The organism is Mycolicibacterium sp. P4_G11 (genome assembly GCF_056555145.1).
Genome location: NZ_JBFUJW010000009.1, coordinates 52,022 through 67,451, shown reverse-complemented (window position 1 = coordinate 67,451; position 15,430 = coordinate 52,022). Strand labels below are relative to the sequence as shown.

12 protein-coding genes are annotated in these 15,430 nt (G+C 64.0%); 6 read left to right on the top strand and 6 right to left on the bottom strand.

Features of this window, described 5'->3' with window-relative positions:
• Positions 1 to 28: 28 nt before the first annotated feature.
• The gene (locus AC1U2B_RS20135; RefSeq protein ID WP_480218176.1) at positions 29 to 1,270 is read right to left on the bottom strand and encodes a GNAT family N-acetyltransferase; all 1,242 of its coding nucleotides are present in this window, start codon (positions 1,268 to 1,270) and stop codon (positions 29 to 31) included.
• A gap of 144 nt (positions 1,271 to 1,414) precedes the next feature.
• Between AC1U2B_RS20135 and AC1U2B_RS20130 the strand changes: the two genes are divergently transcribed.
• Positions 1,415 to 2,254 (top strand): AraC family transcriptional regulator, encoded by an 840-nt coding sequence (locus AC1U2B_RS20130; protein ID WP_480218175.1) that lies wholly within the window; start codon positions 1,415 to 1,417, stop codon positions 2,252 to 2,254.
• A gap of 72 nt (positions 2,255 to 2,326) precedes the next feature.
• Positions 2,327 to 2,671 carry a VOC family protein gene (locus tag AC1U2B_RS20125; RefSeq protein WP_480218174.1) on the top strand — a complete coding sequence of 115 codons (345 nt, stop codon included), beginning with the start codon at positions 2,327 to 2,329 and terminating at the stop codon, positions 2,669 to 2,671.
• Here AC1U2B_RS20125 and AC1U2B_RS20120 read toward each other — a convergent pair.
• The 4 genes from AC1U2B_RS20120 to AC1U2B_RS20105 all read right to left on the bottom strand — a co-directional run bounded on the left by AC1U2B_RS20120 (position 2,653) and on the right by AC1U2B_RS20105 (position 9,071).
• On the bottom strand, positions 2,653 to 6,138 hold the full coding sequence (locus tag AC1U2B_RS20120) for an indolepyruvate ferredoxin oxidoreductase family protein (protein WP_480218173.1): 3,486 nt from the start codon (positions 6,136 to 6,138) through the stop codon (positions 2,653 to 2,655). The two genes, AC1U2B_RS20125 and AC1U2B_RS20120, sit on opposite strands and share 19 nt — an antisense overlap.
• A 17-nt stretch (positions 6,139 to 6,155) precedes the next feature.
• On the bottom strand, positions 6,156 to 7,802 hold the full coding sequence (locus AC1U2B_RS20115) for an FAD-dependent oxidoreductase (protein WP_480218172.1): 1,647 nt from the start codon (positions 7,800 to 7,802) through the stop codon (positions 6,156 to 6,158).
• 14 nt (positions 7,803 to 7,816) lie between these two features.
• On the bottom strand, positions 7,817 to 8,329 hold the full coding sequence (locus AC1U2B_RS20110) for a VOC family protein (RefSeq protein WP_480218171.1): 513 nt from the start codon (positions 8,327 to 8,329) through the stop codon (positions 7,817 to 7,819).
• 166 nt (positions 8,330 to 8,495) lie between these two features.
• Entirely contained in the window at positions 8,496 to 9,071 is a 576-nt protein-coding gene (locus AC1U2B_RS20105) for a TetR/AcrR family transcriptional regulator (RefSeq protein ID WP_480218170.1), read from the bottom strand.
• A 95-nt stretch (positions 9,072 to 9,166) separates the two neighbouring features.
• Between AC1U2B_RS20105 and AC1U2B_RS20100 the strand changes: the two genes are divergently transcribed.
• A complete protein-coding gene (locus AC1U2B_RS20100) occupies positions 9,167 to 10,033 on the top strand; it encodes a fumarylacetoacetate hydrolase family protein (protein ID WP_480218169.1) in 867 nt (288 codons plus the stop codon).
• 148 nt (positions 10,034 to 10,181) lie between these two features.
• Here AC1U2B_RS20100 and AC1U2B_RS20095 read toward each other — a convergent pair whose 3' ends face one another.
• Entirely contained in the window at positions 10,182 to 11,006 is an 825-nt protein-coding gene (locus tag AC1U2B_RS20095) for an SDR family NAD(P)-dependent oxidoreductase (protein ID WP_480218168.1), read from the bottom strand.
• 320 nt (positions 11,007 to 11,326) lie between these two features.
• On the opposite strand from AC1U2B_RS20095, the gene AC1U2B_RS20090 reads away from it, so the two are divergent.
• The 3 genes from AC1U2B_RS20090 (at position 11,327) to AC1U2B_RS20080 (ending at position 15,429) form a co-directional block, all read left to right on the top strand.
• Positions 11,327 to 12,694 (top strand): TIGR00366 family protein, encoded by a 1,368-nt coding sequence (locus tag AC1U2B_RS20090; RefSeq protein ID WP_480218329.1) that lies wholly within the window; start codon positions 11,327 to 11,329, stop codon positions 12,692 to 12,694.
• A gap of 159 nt (positions 12,695 to 12,853) precedes the next feature.
• A complete protein-coding gene (locus AC1U2B_RS20085; protein ID WP_480218328.1) occupies positions 12,854 to 14,050 on the top strand; it encodes an iron-containing alcohol dehydrogenase in 1,197 nt (398 codons plus the stop codon).
• Positions 14,047 to 15,429 (top strand): MadS family sensor histidine kinase, encoded by a 1,383-nt coding sequence (locus AC1U2B_RS20080; RefSeq protein WP_480218167.1) that lies wholly within the window; start codon positions 14,047 to 14,049, stop codon positions 15,427 to 15,429. Before AC1U2B_RS20085 ends, AC1U2B_RS20080 begins: the two co-directional genes overlap by 4 nt.
• The last annotated feature ends 1 nt before the right edge of the window (position 15,430 follow it).

The window sequence follows — 15,430 nt, the reverse complement described above, 5'->3', positions numbered from 1 at the left end:
GCTATAAGCCCGAACCCGAAGATGAACCTCAGAAGTCGTCGGGCACCCCAGGGGCGACGGGCCAGCCGAACGCGACCGCGGTCCGATGCACCGACCCCGGAGTGAACTCTTCGACGAACCCCGCGTTCGCCAGCGCCTGCAGACTCACCCCGCCGAGGTAGCAGGCACCGAGGTCACGCACCGAGACGGCGATATCGGCTGGCGCCGTGGTGCTTTCGCATTCGGCACCGTCGGGCCCGCCATGGAGATGCCATCGGCCGGCGTTCCACGGGCAGAACTCGTCGGTGATATCCAGCACCACGTCGACAGGGGCGGCGTAGCTGCGCAATGTCAGTGCGCGAGGCACATCGACCAGCCTGACGTACACGCCGTCCCGCGCTTCGCACGCCAGCGCACGCTGGTCGGCCACCAAGCTGCGGAGCGGCTCATCGACCGCAGCACCGTCGTAAGCGAAGGTCCTGACCAAATCCATATCCAGGAGGTAGCGCCAAATCCGTGCGTACGCACGATGATTGGTGGCCAGTACTTCTTGGACCTGGAGTTCACCGTTGGGCTGGCCGCGGTCCGTCCAGCTGTTCTTGGGCCGGTAGATGGCGAATCCGCTGGCGATGCCGTCGGCCTCGCGATGCAGGAGGAAGCGAATCTTGCTGGCCTCCTTGCGCCTTTCCTCGCTGTCGTGGATCCAGTTGTCCCACCACGGGCGCGGCCGCTCCATCACGCCGGGCCGCTGCATCATGGCTCGCTGATGAATCTCCGGCGCGCTCGCCATCAATGTCTCGGCGTCGACGTGGGTGACCGAACCGTCGCCGAACTGGACGTCCGGGCGGAAACCCAGTTCGCGTACCTTGCCGGAAAGCTCCGCAATCGGCACAGCCATCCCGTAGCCGAAGCGCCCGTAGATGGATGCCTCCGATGCGAACAGCATGGCCAGCGCCTCGGTACCCCGTGATCGGATGTCGTCGAGCTGGTGGCGCATCATCGCCGTGAGCAGCCCACGACGTCGGTGGCTGGGCGACACCGTGACAGCGGTGACGGCGGCCACCGCTGCGGTCCCGCCGCCCGGCAGCACCACCTGCTTGCCGAAGTCTCCGGCAGTAGAAACCCAACGGCTGCCGTCGTGGAAGCCGAACATGCGGTCGTACTCGGTGAAGGCGCGCATCAGGTCGATCTCGTCCTGCCGCGGGTCCTGCAGGAACACCCCGTACGACGCGGCCATGAACGCATCGAAGTCGTCACTGTCGCTGACAGCGCGCAGCGTCAAATCAGTCATGTTCCAACGGATATCACACGGCCTCGTGGCAAGTCATCCGAATTTCCTTGCAGCAAACGAAGACTGAACGCCTCCGCCCGAGCTCGGGAACTCGAGGAGCCGTGTCCCTGACACGGGCTGTCGCTAGGTGGCACAGTGTGGGCTGTGGACGTGCACACATCTCACGGGGACGGCTGGGAGCTCGCCTGGCGCCGGCCACGATCGGTGGGTGCCCGGGCTCAGTACTACGCCGGTTTCGCCGAGCAACTCGATCAGCCTCGGCGGACCGTGGAGTGGGCCACGCCGTGTGCTCGAGTGGTGATGGTCTTCGACGCGACCATGACGGTGACGACATCAATTCCGACCGGCGCGGCCCACGTCGGGGCGTTCATCGTCGGGCCGCGAGCCGAACCGGTGTTTGTCGACCAGCATGGATCGTTCCGCGGCGTCGAGATCGGCCTCGCGGCGCAGGATGCTGCGTGCTTCCTCGGGACGGCGTTGGGTGACCTCGGCGAACGAGTGGTACCCCTTGGCGAGTTGATCGGCCGACGAGCCGAGGAAATCCATGACCGGCTGGCCACGACACCGGACTGGGCCGACGCCTTCGACATCATCGACGGGTACTTTCAGCCGAGCGGCGACTCACCAGTGGATCCGCGACTCTGCTGGGCCTGGGACATGATCGAACGCACTCAGGGTCGGGTTCGCGTCGAGTCAATCGCCGCGGAGATCGGGTGGAGCCGACGCCATTTCGCGGCCACGTTCCACCGCGCCTTCGGCGTGACACCGAAGGTAGCGGCCCGCCTCTTTCGTTTCGAAAGCGCCACAAGGCTTCTCCGCAACGGTCTGGCACCGGCACGGGTCGCTGCTGACTGCGGCTACTTCGATCAGGCGCACATGCATCGCGACTTTGCCGGCTTCGCCGAGTGCACACCGGGCGCGGTCTCAGCCGCCAACGGAACCGGCGGTGGGCTCGGATCCGCGTGGCCTCCGGAGGGCATCTAGGTCACTTTTCTCCAATGCGGCGGTGAGTCAGTTTCGTAGCCTCGGACGCAACGACGAAGAGAGGCAACCCGCATGACCGGCGAAGTAACCCATATCGAGATCGGCGCACCCGACGCGAAGAAGGCCCAGTTGTTCTTCGGGACGCTTTTGGGCTGGACCTTCGAGAGCTTCGGCAACGGCAATCAAGCCGTCATCCAGACGCCTACTGTCCGTGGCGGTCTCCACGACGGTGTGCAGACGAGCACACTTGCCACCTACTTCGCGGTCGATGACATCGACGAAGCGGTCGCGAAATTGCGCGAGCTCGGTGGCAGCGCCGCGGATCCCTCACCAGAAGAACCCGGCTTTGGTCGATTCGCCAACTGTGTCGACGACCAGGGGTTGGCGTTCGGTTTGCATCAGCCGCCGGCTGTATGACGCCGTGCCGGGCTGCCCGAGACGAGTTCGTCGTACCGCCGCATCGAGCTTGCCGCAGCCTCCCGGTAGCGGTCCACACCGGCAAGCTTGATCGACTCATACCCACGAATCATGTCGGGCAGGTCCGCGATCTCGATTGCCAAAGCCAGGTTTGCGTCGGTCAGCCCACTCACCACCTCATCGATCATTGCCCGATACTCGGTGATGAGCTCGCGCTCACACCGGCGCACCCTCGCCAGCCCGAACAGATCGGCCCTGGTTCCCCGTAATTTCTTACCTGAAGCCAGGATTCGAAAAGCGGGACGGACCCATGGCCCCAACGAGATCTTCCGCTTGAGGCCGAGCGCGCGAAGAAATGGCGGGTGGAATCGATAAGCCACACGAGCGCCGGGGCCAAACTCGGCGGCGACCATTGCCGAGACAGCCGGATCGAGCGACAACCGCGCGACCTCGTATTCGTCCTTGTAGGACATCAACTTGTACAGTTCGCGTGCGACCGAAGCGGACAGCTGCTCAGATCCCGGGATCCGCGCCTGTTCCACTCGTACGACGTTCGCCACGTAGCGGGTGTACTCCCCCGCGTAGCGCAGGCTTTGGTAGTCGATGAGATCGGCGATCCTGATGACCAGCAGACGTTCCAGCTCTCCACCGGGCTCGGCGCCCACCTGACGAACCAACTGCTGCACCGCGGCAGACCTGCTCGGGCTCGGCGTTTCATCCGCACCGGCCTCCTTCGCGAAGGCCGAGGGGTCCGCCACGGCCAACCGGCCGTACCGGAACGCAGCGATATTCGCCTGCACCCCAGCGCCGTTGAGGCTGATGGCCTCTTCGATCGCCGAGGGCGGCAAGGGCAGGGCACCCGCCTGGACCGCGGCGCCGGCCAACACGAGGTTGGCGTACTGGTCGGTACCGAACAAGCGGGTCGCCGCCGCTCGCGCATCAAGAAAGATGCTGTCGCGCACGGCATCTCGCAACGTCTCGCGCAACGGACCCGCATCCGGAAATGACACAGCCGGGTCGACGACCATCTGTCCGGTCGGCACCTCACTCGTCGAAACCACAGCGGTGGTGCGAACCCGGTCGACAACCCTCAAGTACTTGTCGTCCACCGCCACCAGGAGATCGCAGCCGAGGTAGAGGTCGCATTCCCCCTCGGCGGCCTTGCTGGCCTCCTCGACCGGCACTCGGGTGAGCTTGATGTCCGAGACCACCGCACCACCCTTTTGCGCCAATCCGGTCTGATCAAGGGTCCGCACCCGCCAGCCCGCCAATGTTGCAGCCGCACTGAGAATCTGTGCCAGCGTCACGACACCTGTGCCACCGACACCCGTGATCCGCGTCGTATGGGTCGCGGCGTCCGACGTCGGTGGCGCCGGCAACTCGGACCAGAAATCGGTTGAAACATGTTGTCGCGGTCTCCCGTTGGGAGCGGGAATGACCGTGATGAAGGATGGGCAATCGCCTTCCAGACACGACAAGTCCTTGTTGCACGACGATTGGTCGATGCGGGTCTTGCGGCCGAACTCGGTAACGACGGGTTGCACCGACAAGCAGTTGGACTTCTGCCCGCAGTCGCCGCAGCCCTCACAGACCCGCTCGTTGATCATGATGCGCTCGGCCGGTTCCGGCGCAAGTCCACGTTTACGCTTTCGCCGAAGTTCGGTGGCGCACTCTTGGTCGTGGATGAGCAAGGTCACGCCGGCCGTATCCGCCAATGCCAGCTGGGCCTCGTCGAGGCGGTCGCGGCTCCACACGGCAACGCCGCGAGGCAGTTTGACCTTGCGGTACGCCGTCACGTCATCGGTGGTCACGATGATTCGCGCTACCCCCTCGGCGAGCATCGCCGCACAGATCTGACTGACGGACATGCCACCCACAGCCTGCTGTCCGCCGGTCATCGCCACCGCAGAGTTGTAGAGCAACTTGTATGTGATGTTCACGCCGGCTGCCACCGCCGCCCGAATTGCCAGACTCCCTGAATGGTGGAAGGTCCCGTCCCCCAGGTTCTGGATCAGATGGTTGCGCTGCAGGAACGGCGCCATGCCGATCCACTGGCTGCCCTCACCGCCCATCTGGGTCATGCCGATGACGTCACCCACTTGGCGCTCATCCATCAGGGTCACAAGTGCGTGACAACCGATTCCGGCCCCCACCGTGGATCCATCGGGGATTTTCGTCGAGATGTTGTGTGGGCAGCCTGAACAGAAGTACGGGGTGCGGCTCACGATCGGCAGGTTCAGTGACCGACGGCGTCGCGGTTGTGCCTCTGTCGCCGCAAGCACGCCGAAGCGCTGGAGCACCGGAGCCAGGTGCTCGACAACAGCCTCCGGGTCCAGTTCACCATCGGCGGGAAACATGCTGTATCCATCGGGATTTCGCTTGCCGTAGATCTTCGGCGCGCCGGTCACCCCGTACAGGATGTCCTTCAGGCCCAACTCGATCAGTGGCCGCTTCTCCTCGACCACGATGATGTGGTCGAGGCCCGAGGCGAACTCGGTGGCGATGTTCGGCTCGATCGGGTGAATCATCCCCAGACGCAGCACCCGCACCCCGCTCTCGACCCCCATCATTCGCATCGCCTGAGCGAGATCGAGATAGGACTTTCCTGCCGCTACGATGCCGATTCGATCGTCCGCCGACCGCCGAGTGATCTGGTTCAAGCCGTTGGCAGCCGCGTACCTGCGCGCGATCTCCAGTCGCGAGCCATCGCGACTTCTCTCGAGCTCGCCGAGCGCGGGCTGGGCCAACCGCGCCGTGACGGTGTGCCGATACGCCACCCCATTGACCGCCAGCTCGGGTACGACCGGCCGCACCCGCTCCGGGTCCATGTCTACCGTGCAGGAGCCGTCCGCGACATTGGTGACGATCTTCATCGCCACCCACAGTCCGCTGCATCGTGACATCGCAATACCGTGGCGGCCGAAATCCAAGGCTTGCTGGGGATCTGCCGGGTAGAGGATCGGTAGGCCGAGGTCTGCCAGCAGCAGTTCGGAGGCCCCCGGCACACTGGACGACTTCGCCGACGGGTCATCCCCCACCAGTGCCAGTACCCCGCCTTCGGGGTGCGTGCCCATGAGATTGGCGTGCCGGATTGCGTCTGCCGCCCGATCCAGCCCAGGCGATTTGCCGTACCAGAATGCCGCCACTCCACCCACGCGCTTGTCTGGTTGTACTGCGGCCAGTTGGGTGCCCTGCACCGCAGTGGCCGCCAACTCCTCATTGACCGCGGGCACGAACACGATCTCGTGCTCGTCGAGCAACGCGGCATTCCGCAGTAGCTCGGTGTCGTAACCGGCCAACGGCGATCCCTCATAGCCGGAAATGAAGGCCGCAGTTGACCTTCCGTCGGCGATATCGGCGCGCCGCTGGTCCAGAACCAGGCGCACGAGGGCTTGGATGCCGGTGAGGTGAACCTCGCCGCTTACGGTGGTGTACCGGTCCAACAGTGTGGGAACGACGTCAAGCACGAAAACTCCTCAGAAAACTACGACTGCGTTTCGAGATCGGCCGCACAACATGCCTGCCTTATCGCGAAGTTGATTTCCCTGACGTGGTCCCCGGTCAGGCCGGCACCGATCCAAGCGATATGGCCGTCCGGTCGAACCAGAACCGCACGATCCTGCTCGAACCCCGGCAGCGCAGCACCGTCGATCATCAAGTCACGTCCAATGACGAATGCCTGCAAGGGAATTGCGACGTCATCCCGGCAAAGTCCGTCCAGCCACGCCGCGCCGTCAGGTCCGACGAGAAGGACGAAGCCAGCGCCGACAAGGTCCAGCGTGGAGATCCGTTCACCGGCCAGGGTCACCCATCGATGCGGCACCCGGCCGCCCACGATCGGTTCGCTGATCGGGTCGGAGTCCACCGAACCGGACTCGCCGTAGACGTAGCCGAGCTCAAGGTCCAGGTAGTCGAAGTGCGGGCGTTGTTGCGGCACCGCTTCGGCCAGCCGGAGACGTTCTGCGGCAGCGACTTCGGGATCGTCACTCTCCAGTTTCGCTGCGACAGCGAGAGTATTCGGACCGATCCCCGCATCCGCCATCTTGATCACGTTGGCAATACTGTTTTCGGCATTTGCCAACGCCACTGGTCGTCGTTCCGATTCGTAGGTATCGAGCAAGCGTTCCGGAGCCCAGCCCTGCAAAACGGCCGCAAGCTTCCAGCCAAGGTTGTCGGCGTCGACGAGGCCGGTGTTCATGCCCAGGCCACCGGTAGGCGGAAACTGGTGTGCGGCATCGCCAACCAGAAATGTCCGGCCCTTTCGATACTGACAAGCCGTGCTCGCGCCAAGTACCCACGTGCCGACGGAGCGCACCTCGATCTCGAGATCGGAGACGCCGACCGCCTGGCGGACGAGGTCCCGGCACCGGTCGGGTGTGTAATCGGTGACGGCAGACTTTCCGGGATCGAAGCTCGTGTGAAATGTCCATCGGTTGGCGCCCAGTCTGATGAACACACCTGGGCATTCGGTGTTCAGTGCCCAGAACAGCAATTCAGATTTCTTGTCTGTCCACTCCGACAGGTCAGCGTGGAAGTAGATGTTGAGCTGTTGCCCGAACTCTGGGATGCCTTCGACACCGATGCCGATACTGTCGCGCAGTCGCCCGCCGGCGCCCTCGGCGTCGATGAGGTAGGCGGCCGTAAGCGTTTCCCGCCGGCCATCTGCGTCCACCGCTATCACGACGTCATCGCCACGATCCTCAATACTCAAAACCTTTGTGCGGTATCGCACTTCAGCCATACCGGACTTCCGCACCGCATCGAGCAGGCGCTCCTGGACCCGGTCTTGTGCACATGAGGCCATGGCGACCGGGGAGGCGTTCTTCCGCCGGGCGAGATGCTCTGCGGGCGCCTCGGCCAACTCGATTCGACCGAATTCCTCGCCGGCAACGGTGTGCTTCCACAAGATGCTGATGCCGTCGCGCAGGTGGATTGCTTCGGCGCTGATGTGATCAGCGATTCCCCAATTACGAAGTAGCTCCATTGATCTGGTGTTGATGACATGGGCACGCGGATGGGGGTTGACGCCGTCGTGCTGGTCGCACACGATCGTGCGCACGCCATAGCGACCCAACACATACGCCGCTGCCAATCCCGTCGGACCGCCACCGATGATGACCACAGAAGTCATTGAACTGCCCTCCCTCACGGCCACTTGACGAGCTCGACAAACGGCTCACCGGCCTCAAAGCGTGCTATCAGCTCCTCAGGATCGAATGTGATGCCAATCGGGTTAGCCGCGAACGCGTCCGATGTGACGAAGTCCTGCGTTTCTTCGTTTGTCATGGTGTCGATCTGCAGCTCGATCTGGTTGCCATCAGGGTCGCGGTAGTACATCGACAGCGTCGGCCCGTGGTTCACACACCAAAATGGTTGCACGCCTTGACTCTTGAGGCTGGCGTAGTTGTCGAAGAGCGCCTGCATCGAGCCGAACGTGAATGCAATGTGATGCAGACCGGTGTGGCGGTCCTCGGGCGGTTCGGAGGCCCCCGTCGCCACGAACGCGAGACGGTGGTGCTCGTCGTCGTAGGTCATGAACGCGATCCCGGGGGTGGCGAAGGCGACCTCGCCACCGAGGAGCCGTACGTACCAATCGGTCATCTCTTGGACGCGACCGGTACGCAGCACCACGTGCGCGAGTTTCTCTGGTGAGGGCATCGACAAAGCTCCTGGTTGTAGCGGAATACACACCCCTCTTGAATGTGATACAAGACACGGTAGTCATTGTCTTGAATGAAAGTCAAGAGAGCCGCCTACGCCAATTCCCAAGCAACACAAAGAGACCGGCCCGAAGGGCCGGCGCAAACAGTGGCTTGGCGCCCGGTTACCGACCGCGCTTCGTCGCGGCAACTGCGGCCAACGACTCGAACACGAGGCCGATCAATTCCCCGGCCGAGCGGTCCAGGCGGCGACTGCTGATCAGCATTCCCTCGAACAACACATGCGCCATGTCGGCGATCAGTTCGGCGTCGACAACGCCCGGGTTACGCTCGGCGATCGCAGCGAGGAGCCGCTCGTCCAGCCACGACTGCACGCGGTCGTAGGCGGCACGGATCGCCTCCGACTCTTCCATCCGCTCATAAGCCTCGCGATGCAGACTGCGATACGACTGCGCGTCCGACACCAATGCCACCAGTTCCGCGTAGGGGTCTCCGTTGATCTTCCGATCAGCCTCGACCCGTTCGCGCACAGAGTCGAAGATGGAAGTGAGCGCCGCGGCGAACAGATCGTCCTTGGTCGGGTAGTACCAATGCACCGCGGCCGGGGCCACACCGGCAGCGCGCCCCACCGCGGCCACGCTCGTCCCCCGATATCCATTGGCCGCGAACAGTTCCACGGCCTGCTCAAGAATGGCCGCCTCGCGCTCGGCCCGCGGAATCTGCTGACGGTTCCTTGGCATGCGGGAATGATACCGATCCACCCAGGCCTCTTGACTGCGCGTCAAGTAATCTCTTAACTATTAGATAAGAGATTCGGCTGGACTGAGGAGAACCCATGCGGCTGTACGCAACTGACCGTGGCATCGGCAGAGAGGATCACGTCGGCACATTGGCGCTGCTCGACCTCCCCTACCGCGACCTCGGCGAGCTGTTGTCGGGGCCCGGCCTGGACGCCGCTCGAAGCGCAGCGGTCACCGAGGAGGTCGAACTGGCCGAAGCCAGGCTCTTGGCCCCGATCATCCGGCCCGGAAAGATCCTCATCGTCGGCTTGAACTACCCGAGCCATGCCGAAGAGGCATTGGCGGCCTTCGCGGCCATGGGTCGCGGCGACATAGCCATGCCCACCGAGCCAAACATGCATCTCATCGCTGGATCGGCGACCATCGGCCCGACCGACGAGATCAAGTTGCCCGCCATCGCACCAGACGAAGTCGACTATGAAGGCGAGCTCGCCGTCGTCATGGGCCAGGCTGCAGCATCAGTTCCGGTTGATCGAGCATGGGACTATGTGGCCGGTTTGACCATCGCAAATGACCTCGGAGCGCGCGACATCCAACGACGCGCCATGGCAGGCGATCCCGTCGCGTCGATCGGAGTGGCGAAAAGCTTCGACACTTTCAAGCCCCTCGGACCCTGTCTCGTCACAGCAGACGAGTTCTCGGACGGCCCGGATTTGAGGCTGCAGACGCGCGTGAATGGCGAAGTGCGACAGGATGATCGAACCAGTAGCTTCATCTATTCGATCGCGGAGTTGGTCGCGCACTTCTCGAAACACCAGACGCTTCACCCCGGCGACGTCATCTGCACCGGCACACCGAGCGGGGCCGGCTTCTTCACCGGGCGCTACTTGCGGCCCGGCGACGAGGTCGAGGTCACCATCGAACGCATTGGAGTGCTGCGCAACCGAGTATCCGCAGCATGACCCCCAATGCCTGGAATTGGTCGACGGCGCCAACCATGGAATTCTTGGAGCGATCCGGAATCGTCTGTCCCGCTATGGATTCGACTACGTGGTCGCCAAAGCCGCCTCAGGGTGACGAAGGAGTCAAGAACTCGCTCCGCCGCTGCGCCTACTTCAGCAGACGGCCGGCCCCAGCAGCGACGAGGCGTTGGTAGGCCGAACCCAGGACCCGCGCCATGAGGTCCAGCGCGATCGCGTCGGGACCGATCAACACGCGCGCTTTCTTCGTCTCGACCCCGTCGGTGATGGTCTTGGCCGCAGCCTCGGCGGTCGTCCGGGCGAGCCGCTTGTTGAAGACCTCGGCAAGCCGCTGCGCATCCCGTCCCTCGCCCGCGGTCGAGTTGTTCGCGATGTTGGTCTTGATACCACCGGGATGCACACACGTCACGGCGACGGGATGACCCGCCACGATCATCTCCTGACGCAGCGCTTCGGTGAACCCACGAACGGCGAATTTCGCTGCGTTGTAGGCACTCTGGCCGGGGATCGCAATGAGGCCGAACAGAGACGAGACGTTGATGACGTGGCCGTCGCCGGAGGCGATCAGGTGCGGCAGAAACGCTTTCGTGCCGTTGACGACGCCCCAGAAATCGACGTCCATGATGCGCTCGATGTCTTTGAAGTCCGAGTGCTCCACGTCGCCGGTGAACGCGATACCCGCATTGTTGTATACCTGGTTGACCTTGCCGAAGTAGCCGGCGACATCGTCCGCATACAGCAGAAAAGCCTCGCGCTCAGCGACATTGAGCCGGTCGGCCTTGACCTCGACACCGAATTGCCGCACCAGGCGTTCAGTTTCGGCGAGGCCGTCGACGTCTACATCCGAGATCGCGAGCTTCGCACCCTTGGCGGCGAGACGCACGGCCAGCGCCCGGCCGATCCCCGACCCGGCGCCGGTGATGACGCAGACCTTTCCTTCAAATGACGTGCTCACGTGTGTACCTCCTGAGGTGGGACTGCGTGGTGAGTTATCGCCGGACCTGAACAGAGCCACGTCGGCTATGAGTGTCAAGTACGTCGGCACTGATGATCAGCGGACGAGCGCACTGGGCGAAAGGTGCACGTATCCCAAATATCAACATTTGATGTGCAAAGTGCACCACCGCGGAGCAATCCCTCGCCGTGTCGGAACGGCAAAGGACCTCCCACCCCGCCCTATTGAGGAAAACTGCGTTTCCGGAGGTAGATCGAATGAGCGACGACCCGAGCGGCGCAAGTGCGGCGGCGAAGACCAAGCCCGAACGTCGCGGCATCATGCAGTCCTTCACCGCACTGTGTGTCCGCTATGTCGAACGCCTGATGCCCGACCCGTACCTATTCGCCGTCATCTTGACGCTGATCGTCGCCGGCCTGGTCGCGTTCCTGGTGCAGGGCGCCACGCCCAGTGGGATGCTCAAGGCCTGGTACGGCGGAGTGTGGGGATCGCAGAACATCTTCACGTTCGCGTTCCAGATGGTCCTGATCCTGGTGACGGGCTACACGCTCGCCGAAGCGCCGGTCCTCAAGCGAGCCATCGTCCACATCGCGAGTAAGCCGAACAACCAGGTCCAGGGCGCCCTCCTCTGTTTCAGCGTCAGCGCCGTGCTGTCCCTCCTGAACTGGGGACTCGGACTGGTGGCCGGTGCTCTGGTCGCCCGGCAGGTCGCCAAACGCATGACCGACGCGCATTTCGGCTACCTGATCGCGGCGGCATTCATGGGCTTCATCGTTTGGACACAAGGGCTTTCGTCGTCGATCGCGCTTGCGAACACCGACAGCGGCAGCCCGATCAACGTGATCCACAAACTGACCGGCATCACTGTTCCGTTGAGCCAGACCATCTTCCAGCCCTACAGCTGGCTGTCGGCGATCGTCGTACTGGCGATCCTCGCGCTCGCCGTCTGGCGCATGGCACCGACGCAGAGCCTCGCGCCCGACCCCGCGGTCTTCGAAGACGAGGTACCGCCACCGGCTCCACCCGAAGGCAACAAGACTTTCGCCGAATGGCTGGAGAACCTCTGGATTCTCAATGTCCTCGTGTTCGCCGCGGGCATGGCATATTTCGTGCTCAGCGGTTTCGCCCTGAACATCTCCTCGATGATCATGTTGTTCACGATCACCAGCGCGCTACTGCACCGCACGCCGATCCGTTTCATCCGGGCGTTCACCGGCGCCGCCAAGGTGTCCGGCCCGCTGCTCCTGCAGTACCCCCTGTACGGCGGCCTGGTCGGCCTACTCGGTTACCAAGCGGCGAAGGGCGACAAGCCGCTGCAGACGCTGCTGGCCGAAGCCGTCGTCAACGGCGCGACCGAGCACACGCTGCCGTTCCTGACCTTCATCGGCTCGTTGATCATCAGCCTGTTCGTCCCGTCCGGCGGCGGGCACTGGGCTGTGCAGGGTCCGATCGCGGTCGACTCGGCACTGGCGATCGGCCAGCATTCGCCGGCATATCTGGGGTTGATCTCGATGGCAGTCGCTGTGGGCGAGGGCGTCGCGAACATGATCCAGCCGTTCTGGCTGCTGCCGCTGCTGGCAATCGCGAAACTGAATGTCCGCCAGGTGATGGGCTTTACTGTCGTCGCATTCCTGATCGGGACAGTGGTGTTGGGTGCCACCACCCTCATCGCACCGCACGTGCTCTGACGCCACCTCAACGCAGCACCACAGCCAGACGACTACCTGCCCGATCGGGTAGGTAGTCGGCTATCCACCTGGCCGTTGGTCCAGACGACGGCGCGCCGTAGGCTGGGCGTATTACCTGGATCACAGGGATGAGGGATCGGTCTGGTGAGACTCGATGTGGTGTCCCCCGCGCAGATCGCGGCGACGACGGTGGCGACGGCCCCACCGACCCGGCTGCTGAAGTTCCATGCCCCTGAGATCGTGTTCGGCATCGACTCGATGGCCGAGGCAGCGCACGCTGCCGTTCGCCTCGGTGGCCTGCGGCCGCTGGTGGTCACCGACCCCGGCCTGATCGAGGCGGGGTGGGTAGCCGAACTGATCGGGCATCTACGCAGCCAGTGCGTCGAAGCGCAAGTATGGAGCGGCCTGACCCCGAACCCGAAAGACCACGAAATCACCGCGGGCCACGAGTTCTACCGCTCGCACGGTTGCGACGTGCTCATCGCGTTGGGCGGCGGGTCGGTCATCGATGCCGCAAAGGGCATTGCGATCCTTGCAGCCAACGGCGGCAACATCCTCGATTACGCGGGCGTGGACAAGGCCACCGCACCGATTCCGCCGCTGGTGGTGCTGCCGTCCACGTCGGGCACCGGCGCCGACGTCTCGCAGTTCTGCATCGTCACCGACACCACCCGCAATACCAAGATCACCATCCTGGGCCGTGCCCTGGTGCCCGACATCACCGTCATCGACCCGCGCCTACTCACCACCATGCCCGAATGGCTCAACGCGGCAACGGGATTGGATGCCCTGACACACGGCATTGAGGCGTTCGTGTCGCTGGGACACAATCCGCTGACCGACCACCACGCTCTGCGGTCCGTCGTGATGGTCACCGAAAACTTGGTCACCACCATCGAGCGGCCGCACGACATGCCCGCCCGGGTACTGATGGCGCAAGCCGCGTTGGAAGCCGGCCTGGCGTTCACCAATGCCATCTTGGGTGCCGCGCACGCCATGAGCCACCAAGTCGGCGGGCTGCTCGATTTGCCGCATGGTGTCATCAACGGTGTCCTGCTACCCCATGTGGTGCGGTTCAACGCCGAGGCCGACCCGGCGCCGTTCGCCACCATCGCCGCCTGCCTCGGGCTCGCCGACAAGCGGGCCCCGGAATTGGAATCCGCACTGGCGCTTGCGGATCGCCTCGAAGAGCTGGCCAGACAAGTGGGAGTGCCGCGCGGCCTCGCCGAGCTGGGCGTCCGCGACGCTGACGTGCCGGTGCTTGCCCGCAACGCACTGCAGGACGCGTGCCTGACCACCAACCCTCGCCCCATCGACGATGCGCAGCTGCGCGCGCTGTTCCGGGCGGCGCTATGACCGCGATGCCCGGCAACCCGGTGGTCCCGCCCAGAGCGATGATGCCGGATTTGGACCAACTGACGGGGGTTCGGTCTGGCAAGGGCACCTTCTACCCCGAGTTCCGGGTGGCCGCGCAGCGAACCGAACGGGTGATCGCGGCGCTCGGCGCCATCTCCCGGGCCCTGGTGCAAACCGTCAATGGGCCCGAGAACTTGGTGCGGGCAGTAGCTGAGGCGGCCCGCACCCATCTCGGCGCCGAATGGGTGCTGTTGGCTCTGGCTGACGGTGCATTGCCCGAGGCGCGTCCGCGCCACCTGATCCTCGATGCCGACGGGCATGCTTACTCGTTCGAAGGTCTATCCGGCGCCAAGCATCCGGTACCGCACCTGCCGGACGCCGTCCTGAACCGCCTCAACGACGTCCTGCGCGGGCGGCTCGCTCAGTTCCGGCTACCGGTGATCGAAAGTCACCACTCGCACGTCCCGATAGAACTCGACGGCGGCGTGATCGGGGCATTCGCTGCCTGGACGCCGACGCACCGGCTGCTCGACGAGATTGACGAGACAGTGATGCGAATCCTGGCCAGCCAGACCGCGGTAGCGCTGCAGAACTGTGAACTGTTCCAGCGCTCCCAAACCTTGCTGGCCCAGTCCGAAGCGCGCAACGCACAGCTGCTGGCCACCAGACGCGAACTCGGTGCGGCACAACGCCATCAGGTGTTGGACTCCGAGCGGCAGCGGATTGCGAGGGAACTGCACGACAGTGTCGCGCAAACTGTGCTGTCAGCAGGCATGCAGATCGAGGTGTGCCGCAGCGAGATCGAATCACGTTCCGGTGCAGCAGATCTGGTAGAACGACTGGACACCGCCAAGACCCTGACGCGATCGGCGGTCGAGCAGCTACGGTCGGCCATCTACGCACTCAACCATTCCACCGACTCCGACCGATCCAGCCTCCCCGAGCTACTCGAACAGCTCGCCACGGTGCACATGCCCAAAGACTTGCGCGTGACGCTGCGGGTCAACGGCACTGTCGCCGAATTGCCCAGCGGAGTCGAACGCAGCCTGCTTCGAGTTGCCGGTGAGGCACTGTTCAACACCGCGATGCACGGTCGCGCCTCGCGGGCGATCGTGCGGCTGAGCTACCGCGCCGCCGGAGTGACGCTGTCGATATCTGATGACGGCATCGGCGACCCGGACAAACTTCGATTGATGCTGCGACTGGCCGATGTCGCCGACCTCGACGGGCATCATCGCGGGCTGGCCAACATGCTGGCCCGGTGCCGTGAATACGGCGGGACGTTCACTGTCGGCCGATCACGCATCGGTGGAGTGCGGGTGGTCGCGACCATTCCGCGCACCCCTGAGAGCACAACCGAGTTCCACCCGAAGGAGTGAC